Below are 12131 nucleotides of genomic sequence, written 5' to 3'. Positions count from 1 at the left end.
CCCTTACAAAAAAATCAGGCCTTGATGGCTTTCAATACATTAATCATTTCAAGCGCGGTCAGTGCAGCTTCTGCACCTTTGTTACCGGCTTTGGTGCCAGCACGTTCGATGGCTTGTTCAATACTTTCGGTGGTCAGCACGCCGAATGCGACAGGAATTTCAGCATCCTGCGCAACGTGTGCCAGGCCGTTGCTTGCACCGCCCGCAACGTATTCGAAGTGCGCAGTGCCGCCACGAATAACGGTACCCAGCGCAATCACCGCGTCATATTTACCGGTTTTCGCCAGCGCGCCTGCCGCCAGTGGCAGTTCGTAAGCGCCTGGAACCCAAACAACGGTAATGTTGTCATCTTTAACCTGACCGATACGTTTCAGGGCGTCAATCGCACCTTCCAGCAGGCTGTCGTTGATGAAGTTGTTGAAACGCGCAATGGTGATGGCGACGCGAGCGTCCGGGGTAGCTACAGCAGCTTCAATAATGTTCATACTCTTCCTTTACGGGTTCATTTGGCCCCGCAGGGGGGCGGATTTTATCATAATACTTTGCGCACTGCTTCCCTATTTCAGGAGCAATTACGCTGTCGTTAAGTGGAGGCAGACATCCGGACCTACCGGACGAATCTCGCTAAATGTGAGTTGCGGTGCGTCGGCCAGTTTTTCAAGGCCGGGCAGCACAAACAGGCCGCGCGCGTCGTGGCCTAACAGTTTAGGCGCAACGTAAACAAGCAGTTCATCCACCAGCCCGGCCTGTAAGAGCGCACCGGCAAGCGTTGGCCCCGCCTCTACCCAGATGCTGTTCACCTGCTGCTTGCCGAGCAGCATCATCAGCACCACCAGATCCAGATGGCCGTTATGCTCCGGCACCAGAATGCTGCGCACGCCTTCCGGCCATTCGCGCGTATCTTCTTTGGTGCGGGCAATCCAGGTTTCCCCCGGCTGCTGGACGATGCGGTGCTCCGGCGTCAGGCGGTTCTGGCTATCAATGACAATACGCAGCGGCTGACGCAGGTTCTCCTGCGGGTACAGGGCCTGGGTATCGGCATTCAGCTCGTCCCAGCGCACGGTCATGGCCGGATCGTCAGCCAGAACGGTTTCACTGCTGGTGAGAATAGCATGGCTTTGCGCACGCAGACGTTGCACATCGCGCCTTGCCTGTGGAGAAGTGATCCACTGGCTTTCACCGTTTGCCATTGCCGTACGGCCGTCCAGCGAGGCGCCCAGCTTGAGCTGAATATACGGGAACCCCGTGCGCATGCGCTTCAGGAAACCTTTGTTAAGCGCTTCCGCGTCCTGCATCATTAGACCATGGCTGACGTCAATGCCTTCCTGCTGCAGGCGATACAGACCGCGTCCAGCCACCTGCGGATTTGGGTCCTGCATCGATGCGACCACGCGTGAAACACCCGCCGCGATCAACGCTTCACAGCACGGCGGCGTACGCCCGTGATGGCTGCAGGGCTCCAGCGTGACGTAGGCTGTGGCACCGCGCGCCTTCTCACCGGCCATGCGCAACGCATGAACCTCGGCATGCGGTTCGCCCGCCCGATAGTGAAACCCCTCTCCTACAATCTCGCCATCGTTGACGATAACGCACCCGACGTTCGGGTTGGGATGGGTAGTAAAACGGCCGCGCTGCGCCAGCTTCATGGCTCGCGCCATGTAAATCTCATCCTGCATGAGCTTAATCCTGTAAGCGGGCGATCTCTTCGCCAAACTCTTTGATGTCTTCGAAGCTGCGGTAGACCGAGGCGAAGCGGATATAGGCGACCTTATCGAGCTTTTTCAACTGCTCCATCACCAGGTTGCCGATCATTTTGCTTGGCACTTCACGCTCACCCAAACCACGAAGGTAAGATTTTATGTGGTTTAACGCCATCTCCACGTCGTCCGCGCTGACGGGACGTTTTTCGAGGGCCTTCAGCATCCCGCTGCGCAGTTTCTCTTCGTTAAACGGCTCGCGCACGTCGTTACTTTTTACCACGCGCGGCATTACCAGCTCTGCAACCTCAAAGGTCGTGAAACGCTCGTTGCACACCAGACACTGCCGACGACGGCGTACGGATGACCCTTCGCCCACAAGACGAGAGTCGATGACTTTGGTATCCACAGCGGAGCAGAATGGGCAATGCATACGGTATCCCTGTTATCTGGTTAACTAATTTTCATTTTACCCTGATCTGGCCTGACAACAAAGGAAGAGCTTTTTGAGACAAAGGATCTATATCTCACATGATGATGCTGGCTACCATTAAGGCGATCCGTTATTTCAAGGAAATAAACGCAATGACAAGACGTTACCTGAAAATATTGCTGGTGGGGAGCCTCTTCACCCTTAGCGGCTGTGCACAGCAAACCGAAGTCCGTCAGTTGAAACAGAGCGTCAATACGCTCAATACGGCGATGGACAAGCTGAACAAAGAAACGGTGAAAATCACCCAGCAAAACGCGCTGAATGCCAAATCCAGCAGCGGGGTTTATCTGCTGCCGGGCGCGAATACGCCTGCGCGTCTCAATAGTCAGATCGGCACGCTAAAAATGTCTCTGGTGAATGTGGCGGCGAACGCAGATGGTACTCGCGCAACATTACGCATCCAGGGAGAGTCCAACGATCCGCTTCCGGCCTTCAGCGGCACCGTCGAGTGGGGCCAGATCCAGGGCACAACGGAGAATTACCAGGAGGTGAACGTGAAGAATCAGCTCTTCACCGCCCCGGCCAGTGTTTTAGCACCAAGCGATGTGGATATTCCGCTTCAGTTAAGCGGCGTTACGCCGGAACAGTTAGGCTTTATCCGCATTCACGACATTCAACCCGCCGCGCACTAATCCCCTCCTTTTTAGCGGAGCGCAATGTCACTCCGCTAACATTTACATTTCGTATGGATTGGCAACATAAATGATTGCCGCTACAATCCCGCCCGTTTAAAGTACGCAAACGTGAACGCAATCGATTACGCGTGTGAGAGATATGTGAAACAACACATATTTTTGTGAGCAGGGATTCCTATAATAGGCACCGCAGAAACACGAAATATTTAGAAACGCAATTCGCGCATTTTTCACTCCCGAAAGGGAATTTCAATCAGTGGCATGATTATGAAAAAAACATTACTCGCAGCTGGCGCCGTGCTGGCACTTTCTTCCTCTTTCACTGTTAACGCAGCGGAAAACGATAAACCACAATACCTCTCCGACTGGTGGCACCAGAGCGTTAACGTAGTCGGCAGCTACCACACCCGTTTCGGACCACAGATCCGCAACGATACCTACCTGGAGTACGAAGCATTCGCCAAGAAAGACTGGTTTGATTTCTACGGCTACATGGATGCACCGGTCTTCTTCGGCGGTAACTCTCAGGCAAAAGGTATCTGGAACCACGGTTCTCCGCTGTTCATGGAGATCGAGCCGCGCTTCTCCATCGACAAGCTGACCGGCACCGACCTCAGCTTCGGTCCGTTCAAAGAGTGGTACTTCGCGAACAACTATATCTACGACATGGGCCGCAACGAGTCTGGTCGTCAGAGCACCTGGTATATGGGTCTAGGTACCGATGTTGACACCGGCCTGCCAATGAGCCTGTCCCTGAACGTTTACGCGAAATACCAGTGGCAGAACTACGGTGCAGAAAACCAGAATGAGTGGGATGGCTACCGTTTCAAAGTGAAATACTTTGTACCAATCACTCAGCTGTGGGGCGGTAACCTGAGCTACATCGGCTTCACCAACTTCGACTGGGGTTCAGAACTGGGAGATAAGAGCGGTTACGCAGAGAACGGTATTAAACAGCGTACTAACGACTCCATCGCCTCCAGCCACATCCTGGCGCTGAACTACGATCACTGGCACTACTCTGTAGTGGCGCGTTATTGGCACAACGGCGGTCAGTGGAACGACGACGCCGACCTGAATTGGATGAAAGAAAACGTCCGTTCTACCGGTTGGGGTGGTTACCTGGTTGTAGGTTACAACTTCTAATCAGTGTGGGTTTCGCCCGGTGGCGCTACGCTTACCGGGCCTACGACCCAAATGTAGGCCGGGTAAGGCGTAGCCGCCACCCGGCCTTTTACTGCTTCACCTTCCGCAAAAAATCCGCCAGAGACCTGTCCGCGCTCTCGCTAAAACGCCTCTCCGTAGCCACAATATTGAGGCATCGGTCGAGCCGGAAACAGCGATAGTCATCGCGCCGTTCACACCACGCAGCCAGCAGCCAGCGCTCTCCCCAGAAGAATAGCCCCAGCGGCTGAACCTCACGTTTAGACAGCTGTCCGGCTTCATCACGGTAATGCAGCGCCAGCACGCGCTGGGCGGAAATCGCCTGATGAATCATGTCAAAATCGCTGCGGGAGTGGCTTTGCATGCAAAAGTCCGGGGCGTAGATCCGCGTCTGCTCCGCCTTTCGGCGGCTCTCCTCGGGCAGAATCGCCAGCACCTTCTCCTGAGCCGACTCCAGCTCGCGCGACAGCGATTCCCCACCCCAGGTTTTGAGCAGGCGAATCGCGACGATCAGCGCCTCGGACTCCTTATTTGTCAGCATCAGCGGCGGCAGGTCAAAGCCCGACATCAGCCGATATCCACTTCCCGCCTCACCTTCCACCGGCACGCCGGAAAGCGACAGGTCGCGGATATCGCGATATACCGTACGCTCGGACACGCCAAGCCGGTCCGCGAGATGCGCTGCCGTTGTCAGACGCCTGCCCCGCAGGATCTGCACAATCTGAAACAAACGGTCAGCGCGTCGGGTCATAACTTTGTCCGCTCTCAGGCAGGTTGATGGAGCCCGACGCGGTTGCCCTCGCTGTCGGTAAACAAGGCGATAGTGCCAATGCCATGCGGCAGTTCCAGCGGGCCAAACACGCACTCGCCGCCCGCAGAGGCGATGCGATCGAGCGTGGCCGCCAGATTGTCAGTATGCAGGTAAATAATAGCGCCCTGCAAAGACGGTGTAACGCCGTCAAATTTTGCCAGTGCGCCTCCGGTACCCGGATCCTCATGCGGGAAAACGGCCAGCTCCGCACAGTCCATTTTCTCGCGACGCAGCGCAAGCTGCATCACGGGCTCATAAAATTTGATGGCGCGATCCATATCCGAGACCGGAATTTCAAACCAGTTAATGACGCTTTTCATACATCCTCCTGCCTGTTGTTTGGGTTCAGAAGGAGTCTACGACAGGGCTCCTGACAGCATACTGTCAGGAGTGTTTGTCAGGAGCAGATAAAAAAAATCCCGGTCAACCAACCGGGATTTCGATAACGCGCTAAACGTCGCCTTACGGCAGAATGGACGGCTGATCCGCCCCTTCTTTCTCGACTTTCTGCTGGAGCAGGTGCTCGCGCTTCATGCCGAGTTTCAGTGCCAGGGCGGACGCAACGTAGATAGACGACGCCGTACCGATGGTGACACCAATCAGCATGGTCAGCGAGAAGCCTTCCAGTACCGGACCACCGAAGAGGAACAGCATCAGGATCACCATCAGGGTAGTACCGGAGGTGATCAAGGTACGGTGCAGCGTCTGGGTCAACGACACGTTAAAGATTTCGTACGGCGTACCGCGACGGATCTTACGGAAGTTTTCACGAATACGGTCAGATACCACGATACTGTCGTTCAGCGAGTAACCGATAACGGACATCAGTGATGCCACGATCGTCAGGTCAATCTCAATGTGGAACAGCGACAGTATGCCCATGGTGATCACCACGTCGTGCGCCAGGGCGATAACCACACCGGCCGCCAGTCGCCACTCAAAGCGGAAACCGACGTACACCAGGATGGAGATCAGCGCCACCAGCAGCGCCATCGCACCGGTCTGCGCCAGGTCAGCACCTACGCTTGGGCCGACGAACTCAATACGCTTAACCGCCGCGTTCTGGCTGGTTGTTTCGTTAATCACGCTAACAACCTTACTGCCCAGCTCCTGGCTGCCGTTGGCATCGTGCACCGGCGGCATACGTACCATGATGTCGCGGCTGCTGCCGAAGTTCTGCAGCAGCGGCTCTTCAAAGCCCGCTTTCTGCAGCGATTCGCGCATCTGGTCCATATCGACCGGTTTTTCCAGGGAGATCTCAATTACCGTACCACCGGTAAAATCGAGCCCCCAGTTAAAGCCTTTCACGCCCATAATGACGATGGACAGAATCAGCAGGAAACCTGAAATGCCGAAGGCCCAGTAGTCCCAGCGCATAAAGTCCCAGACTTTACGGCCGTGGTTCAATTGTTCAACAGTATATTCCTGTGCCACAACGCACTCCTCAGATAGACAGCTTTTTGACGCGCTTGCCGCCGTACAGCAGGTTCACGATGGCACGGGTGCCGACAATAGCGGTAAACATTGACGTTGCGACACCGATACCGGTTGTAATCGCAAAGCCTTTGATAGCGCCGGTACCCACTGCATACAGGATAAGAACCTTGATCAGTGTTGTTACGTTCGCATCGAAGATAGAGCTGAACGCGCCTTTATAACCTTCGTCAATCGCCTGCTGAACAGAACGACCGTTGCTCAACTCTTCTTTGATACGTTCGTTAATCAGTACGTTGGCGTCGACCGCCACCGCAAGGGTCAGAACGATACCCGCAATACCCGGCATGGTCAGCGTCGCCCCCGGCAGCAGGGACATGATGCCGATAATCAGCACCAGGTTCGCAATCAGCGCAGAGGTCGCAATCAGACCAAACTTCTTATAGAAGAAGATCATGAACAGAATAGAGACCACCAGACCGGCCAGACACGCTTCCAGGCCCTGCTGGATGTTTTGCATACCCAGAGTTGGACCAATGGTACGTTCTTCAACAATCTGAATTGGCGCAATCAGCGCACCGGCACGCAGCAGCAGGGAGAGCTGACGCGCTTCGTTCGGGTTGTTGATGCCGGTGATACGGAAGCTGTTACCCAGACGAGACTGGATATTGGCGATGTTAATCACCTCTTCCTCTTTCACCAGCACAGCACGACCGTTTGCATCTTTCTTACCGCTGTCTTTGTACTCCACGAACAGGGTTGCCATCGGTTTACCGATGTTGTCCTTGGTGAAGTTAGACATGATGTTACCACCCGCGCTATCGAGCGAGATGTTAACCTGCGGCTGGTTGTATTCGTCCTGGCTCGACGTGGAGTCGGTGATGTGATCACCGGTCAGAATCACGCGTTTGTACAGCACAACTGGCTGACCTTCGCGGGTCTGTTTCACTTCGGAGTCACCCGGAATACGGCCAGAAGCGGCAGCAGACTGGTCAACGTTGGTATTCACCAGACGGAATTCCAGGGTTGCGGTCGCACCCAGAATCTCTTTCGCACGCGCGGTGTCCTGAATACCCGGCAGTTCAACCACGATACGGTCAGCACCCTGACGCTGTACCAGCGGCTCGGCCACACCCAGTTGGTTTACACGGTTACGCAGAATGTTGATGTTCTGCTGAACGGCATATTCACGCGCTTCTTTCAGGCGCGCATCGGTCATAACCGCACGCAGCTGGTTGCTGCCCTGCGAGGAGATCACCAGGTCACGGTGACGTTGAGTCAGATAATCTACAGCCTGATCGCGCGCCGCGCTGTCGCGGAACGTGATGCTCATGCCGTAGTTATCTTCTTTACGCACGGTGGTGTAAGCGATGCCTTTATCACGCAGATCGCTGCGCAGGCTGTCGATATTCTGTTCCTGCAGCTTGCCGAGCGCGGTATCCATATCCACTTCCATCAGGAAGTGAACGCCGCCACGCAGGTCAAGACCGAGTTTCATTGGCTCTGCTTTCATCGCAGCCAGCCAACGCGGGGTTGCAGGGGCAAGGTTAAGCGCCACGACGTATTTGTCACCCAGCACGCCCATCAGCGCTTCGCGAGCGCGGAGCTGCGTGTCGGTGGTGTCGAAGCGAGCAAGAATTGCGCCCTCTTCCAGAGCCACAGACTTAGCGGTAATTTTTTCTTCTTGTAACGTTTTCTGGACCTGGATCAGCGTTTGCTCACTGGCGGCGACACCGCGCGCGCCAGTGATTTGAACAGCCGGATCCTCACCATACAGGTTGGGAAGCGCGTACAGCAGGCCGACGAGAATCACGACGACCAGCATGATGTACTTCCACAAAGGATAACGGTTTAACACGGCAGTTCCCTTTGGGAAAAGTTGGGATTACAGCGCCTTCATGGTGCCTTTCGGCAGAACGGCAGCTACGAAGTCACGTTTGATGACCACTTCAGTGGTGTCGTTCAGGGCGATAGCAATGTAGCCGTTTTCAGCCACTTTGGTTACGCGACCGACCAGACCACCGTTAGTCAGCACTTCATCGCCTTTCGCAATGGAGTTCATCAGGTTTTTGTGCTCTTTGGTGCGCTTCTGCTGTGGACGCAGGATCATGAAGTAGAAGATCAGACCGAACACAACCAGCATCAGAATCAGAGACATCGGGCTGCCCTGCGCTGGAGCACCTGTTGCCGCTACCGCATCAGAAATAAAAAAGCTCATTCAAATTCCCTCATTATTAAAATTAATCAACGTTCAACGGTGGAACATCCCGCCCCTGACGTTGGTAGAAATCGGTCACGAAGCTCTCTAATTTACCCTCTTCGATAGCCTTACGTAAACCAGCCATTAAGCGCTGATAATAACGAAGATTATGAATGGTATTGAGACGCGCGCCCAAAATCTCGTTGCAACGATCGAGATGATGCAGATACGCGCGAGAATAATTGCGACAGGTATAGCAATCGCACTCGGAATCGAGCGGGCTGGTGTCACTCTTATGCTTCGCGTTACGGATTTTCACCACGCCATCGGTAACGAACAAATGGCCGTTACGCGCGTTGCGGGTTGGCATGACGCAGTCGAACATATCAATGCCGCGGCGTACGCCTTCAACCAGATCTTCCGGTTTACCCACGCCCATCAGGTATCGTGGTTTATCCGCCGGGATTTGCGGGCAGACATGCTCCAGAATGCGGTGCATGTCTTCCTTCGGCTCACCCACAGCCAAACCGCCGACAGCGTAGCCATCAAAACCTATCTCTACCAGACCTTTAACAGAGATATCGCGTAAATCTTCGTAAACGCTACCCTGGATAATGCCGAACAGCGCATTTTTGTTCTGCAGGGAGTCAAAGCGGTCACGGCTACGCTTCGCCCAGCGCAGAGACATCTCCATTGAACGCTTGGCGTAATCCCAGTCGGCCGGGTATGGCGTACATTCGTCGAAGATCATTACGATGTCAGAGCCGAGATCGTACTGAATCTCCATCGATTTTTCCGGATCGAGGAAAATCGGATCGCCGTTGATCGGGTTACGGAAGTGAACGCCCTGCTCGGTGATCTTGCGGATATCGCCCAGGCTGAAGACCTGGAAGCCGCCGGAGTCGGTCAGGATTGGGCCTTTCCACTGCATGAAATCGTGCAGATCGCCGTGGAGCTTCATGATCTCCTGACCCGGACGCAGCCAAAGGTGGAAGGTGTTGCCGAGGATAATCTGTGCGCCCGTGGCTTCTACTTCTTCCGGCGTCATCCCTTTTACGGTGCCGTACGTGCCCACTGGCATAAACGCGGGGGTTTCCACCACGCCGCGATCAAACACCAGGCGACCGCGACGCGCGCGACCGTCGGTGGTATCGAGTTCAAATTTCATTTTTTCTCCGACGTCAGAAAAACAGTCCAACGTTGTAACACGGTGCCGCGGACTTATTCCCCGACACGCTCATTCAAAGCCTGCGGATTGTACGTGATAAACATCGCGTCCCCGTAGCTAAAAAAGCGATATTTTTGTTCTACCGCAGACTTGTAGGCCGCCATAGTGTGCTGATAACCGGCAAACGCGGAAACCAGCATAATCAGCGTCGATTCAGGCAGATGGAAGTTGGTCACCAGCGCGTCAATCACTTTGTACTGATAGCCCGGGTAGATAAAGATCTGCGTATCGCCAAAGAATGGCTCGATAAGTCCGTTTTTAGCCGCCTGCGCGGCGCTCTCGAGTGAGCGCACGGACGTCGTACCAACCGCCACGACGCGGCTGCCGCGCGCTTTCGCCGCCAGCACCGCGTCCACCACGTCCTGAGGCACTTCAGCATACTCAGAGTGCATGATGTGATCTTCAATGCTGTCCACGCGCACCGGCTGGAAGGTACCCGCGCCGACGTGCAGCGTCACGAACGCCATCTCCACGCCCTTCGCGCGCAGTTTCTCCAGCAGCGGCTCATCAAAATGCAGGCCCGCGGTCGGCGCAGCGACGGCGCCAGGCTTCTGGCTGTAGACGGTCTGATACAGCTCGCGGTCGGCCTCGTCGTCCGGACGCTCAATATACGGCGGCAGCGGCATGTGGCCGATGGCGTTCAGGATATCGAGCACCGTGCGTTCGTCGTTGAACTCCACCTCGAACAGCGCGTCGTGGCGCGCGGTCATGGTCGCCTTGATGCTCTCATCATCGCCCAGCAGCAGCTCCGCGCCCGGCTTTGGCGCCTTAGATGCGCGAATATGTGCCAGAATACGTTTATCATCGAGCATACGTTCGACCAGCACTTCAATCTTGCCGCCGCTGGCTTTACGGCCGAACAGGCGCGCCGGGATCACGCGGGTATTGTTAAAGACCAGCAGATCGCCAGGGTTGAGCTTGTCGAGCAAATCGGTGAAAGTACCGTGCGTCAGCTCGCCCGTTGGCCCATCCAGTGACAGTAAGCGACAGCTGCTGCGCTCAGGCATGGGATAGTGAGCAATCAGGGATTCAGGTAGTTCAAAGGAGAAATCGGCGACGCGCATGACGTATACTCGTGACTTAAAAACAGGCGGCATAGTCTAGTGCTCACACCCTTTTGCTGCAACAACTAGCCGCCCCCGGACAAATAAAACGCATGAATTTTCTCGCTCACCTGCATCTCGCGCACCTTGCTGACAGCTCCCTCTCGGGCAATTTGCTGGCCGATTTCGTACGCGGTAATCCCGCAGAAGACTACTCCCCTGAGGTTGTCGACGGGATTTTTATGCACCGCCGCATCGACGTGCTGACGGATAAGCTGCCGGAAGTGACGGAAGCCAAAGCGTGGTTTCGGCCGGAAACGCGCCGCGTTGCGCCGATTACCCTCGACGTGATGTGGGATCACTTCCTGTCGCGCCACTGGGCACAGCTCTCGCCGGAGCTATCCCTGCCGGAATTTGTGCGTTATGCCCATCAGCAGGTGTCGATCATTCTGCCCGACTCGCCGCCGCGCTTTGTGAATCTGAATAACTACCTGTGGTCAGAACGCTGGCTGGAGCGCTATCGTGAGATGGACTTCATTCAGAACGTGTTGAATGGGATGGCGAGCCGTCGCCCGCGCCTGGATGCGCTGCGGGATTCCTGGTATGACCTGGATAAACATTACGATGCGCTGGAGACCCGCTTCTGGCAGTTTTACCCGCGCATGATGGTGCAGGCGAAAAACAAACAGCTGTAACAGAATTCACATTGATAGGTAAAAGCTGGCGGAACGATTGTCACCACCTCTTTGTCTTATCCATGCACACTCTCTATACTGTCTCGCGTTGCGTTCCAAATAACCTTAGTATCTACAGGAGAATCATATGGTTCTGGTAACTCGTCCGGCTCCGGATTTTACAGCTGCAGCAGTTCTGGGCAACGGTGAAATCGTTGAAAACTTCAACTTCAAACAGCACACCAACGGTAAAGCGACCGTTCTGTTCTTCTGGCCAATGGACTTCACTTTCGTTTGCCCGTCTGAGCTGATCGCATTCGACAAACGTTATGAAGAATTCCAGAAGCGTGGCGTGGAAGTTGTTGGCGTCTCCTTCGACTCTGAGTTTGTACACAACGCATGGCGTAACACCCCTGTCGACAAAGGCGGCATCGGTGCGGTGAAATACGCAATGGTTGCGGACATCAAACGCGAAATCCAGCAGGCTTACGGTATCGAACATCCGGACGCTGGCGTTGCGCTGCGCGGTTCCTTCCTGATCGACGCGAACGGCATCGTTCGTCACCAGGTTGTGAACGATCTGCCGCTGGGCCGTAACATCGACGAAATGCTGCGCATGGTTGACGCGCTGCAGTTCCACGAAGAGCACGGCGAAGTGTGCCCGGCTCAGTGGGAAAAAGGTAAAGAAGGTATGGCTGCTTCCCCAGACGGCGTAGCTAAATACCTGTCTGAGAACGTATCCAGCCTGTAAT

14 protein-coding genes are annotated in these 12131 nt (G+C 55.1%); 4 read left to right on the top strand and 10 right to left on the bottom strand.

Features of this window, described 5'->3' with window-relative positions; all coding sequences use genetic code 11:
- Positions 1 to 14 precede the first annotated feature (14 nt).
- From ribH to nrdR, 3 genes are all read right to left on the bottom strand, one after another.
- Positions 15 to 485 carry a 6,7-dimethyl-8-ribityllumazine synthase gene (gene ribH / locus FOY93_RS05155; protein ID WP_006176874.1) on the bottom strand — a complete coding sequence of 157 codons (471 nt, stop codon included), beginning with the start codon at positions 483 to 485 and terminating at the stop codon, positions 15 to 17.
- An 87-nt stretch (positions 486 to 572) separates the two neighbouring features.
- Entirely contained in the window at positions 573 to 1676 is a 1104-nt protein-coding gene (gene ribD / locus FOY93_RS05150) for a bifunctional diaminohydroxyphosphoribosylaminopyrimidine deaminase/5-amino-6-(5-phosphoribosylamino)uracil reductase RibD (RefSeq protein ID WP_136195259.1), read from the bottom strand.
- Positions 1677 to 1680: 4 nt separating this feature from the next.
- Entirely contained in the window at positions 1681 to 2130 is a 450-nt protein-coding gene (gene nrdR, locus FOY93_RS05145; RefSeq protein ID WP_008503337.1) for a transcriptional regulator NrdR, read from the bottom strand.
- Between the two features lie 152 nt (positions 2131 to 2282).
- Here nrdR and FOY93_RS05140 point away from each other — a divergent pair, with 152 nt between their 5' ends.
- Together FOY93_RS05140 and FOY93_RS05135 are read left to right on the top strand one after the other, a co-directional pair.
- The gene (locus FOY93_RS05140; RefSeq protein WP_143344754.1) at positions 2283 to 2822 is read left to right on the top strand and encodes a SadB/YajI family lipoprotein; all 540 of its coding nucleotides are present in this window, start codon (positions 2283 to 2285) and stop codon (positions 2820 to 2822) included.
- Between the two features lie 270 nt (positions 2823 to 3092).
- Positions 3093 to 3971: a nucleoside-specific channel-forming protein Tsx gene (locus FOY93_RS05135; protein WP_111963496.1), complete on the top strand. Its 879-nt coding sequence runs from the start codon at positions 3093 to 3095 to the stop codon at positions 3969 to 3971.
- Between the two features lie 88 nt (positions 3972 to 4059).
- Here the strand turns inward: FOY93_RS05135 and FOY93_RS05130 are convergent, their stop codons facing one another.
- From FOY93_RS05130 to queA, 7 genes are all read right to left on the bottom strand, one after another.
- Complete coding sequence (locus FOY93_RS05130) at positions 4060 to 4740, bottom strand: helix-turn-helix transcriptional regulator (protein ID WP_111963426.1); 681 nt, start codon at positions 4738 to 4740, stop codon at positions 4060 to 4062.
- A gap of 14 nt (positions 4741 to 4754) precedes the next feature.
- Positions 4755 to 5120, bottom strand: a complete 366-nt coding sequence (locus FOY93_RS05125) for a VOC family protein (protein ID WP_111963427.1) — start codon at positions 5118 to 5120, stop codon at positions 4755 to 4757.
- 142 nt (positions 5121 to 5262) lie between these two features.
- Complete coding sequence (gene secF / locus FOY93_RS05120) at positions 5263 to 6234, bottom strand: protein translocase subunit SecF (protein ID WP_008503342.1); 972 nt, start codon at positions 6232 to 6234, stop codon at positions 5263 to 5265.
- Between the two features lie 10 nt (positions 6235 to 6244).
- The gene (secD, locus tag FOY93_RS05115) at positions 6245 to 8092 is read right to left on the bottom strand and encodes a protein translocase subunit SecD (RefSeq protein ID WP_071957349.1); all 1848 of its coding nucleotides are present in this window, start codon (positions 8090 to 8092) and stop codon (positions 6245 to 6247) included.
- Positions 8093 to 8119: 27 nt separating this feature from the next.
- Complete coding sequence (yajC, locus tag FOY93_RS05110; RefSeq protein WP_003859109.1) at positions 8120 to 8452, bottom strand: preprotein translocase subunit YajC; 333 nt, start codon at positions 8450 to 8452, stop codon at positions 8120 to 8122.
- A gap of 22 nt (positions 8453 to 8474) precedes the next feature.
- A complete protein-coding gene (tgt, locus tag FOY93_RS05105; protein WP_003859110.1) occupies positions 8475 to 9602 on the bottom strand; it encodes a tRNA guanosine(34) transglycosylase Tgt in 1128 nt (375 codons plus the stop codon).
- Between the two features lie 53 nt (positions 9603 to 9655).
- Positions 9656 to 10726 (bottom strand): tRNA preQ1(34) S-adenosylmethionine ribosyltransferase-isomerase QueA, encoded by a 1071-nt coding sequence (gene queA, locus FOY93_RS05100; protein ID WP_133293875.1) that lies wholly within the window; start codon positions 10724 to 10726, stop codon positions 9656 to 9658.
- Positions 10727 to 10818: 92 nt separating this feature from the next.
- Here queA and acpH point away from each other — a divergent pair, with 92 nt between their 5' ends.
- Entirely contained in the window at positions 10819 to 11400 is a 582-nt protein-coding gene (gene acpH, locus FOY93_RS05095; RefSeq protein WP_133293874.1) for an ACP phosphodiesterase, read from the top strand.
- 127 nt (positions 11401 to 11527) lie between these two features.
- Complete coding sequence (locus tag FOY93_RS05090; protein WP_008503347.1) at positions 11528 to 12130, top strand: peroxiredoxin; 603 nt, start codon at positions 11528 to 11530, stop codon at positions 12128 to 12130.
- Position 12131: the final 1 nt, after the last annotated feature.

Source organism: Enterobacter sp. 18A13, assembly GCF_007035975.1.
Taxonomy (GTDB): domain Bacteria; phylum Pseudomonadota; class Gammaproteobacteria; order Enterobacterales; family Enterobacteriaceae; genus Enterobacter; species Enterobacter vonholyi.
Note: the sequence above shows the minus strand (reverse complement) of the source record. Positions and strands in the feature narration are given on the sequence as shown.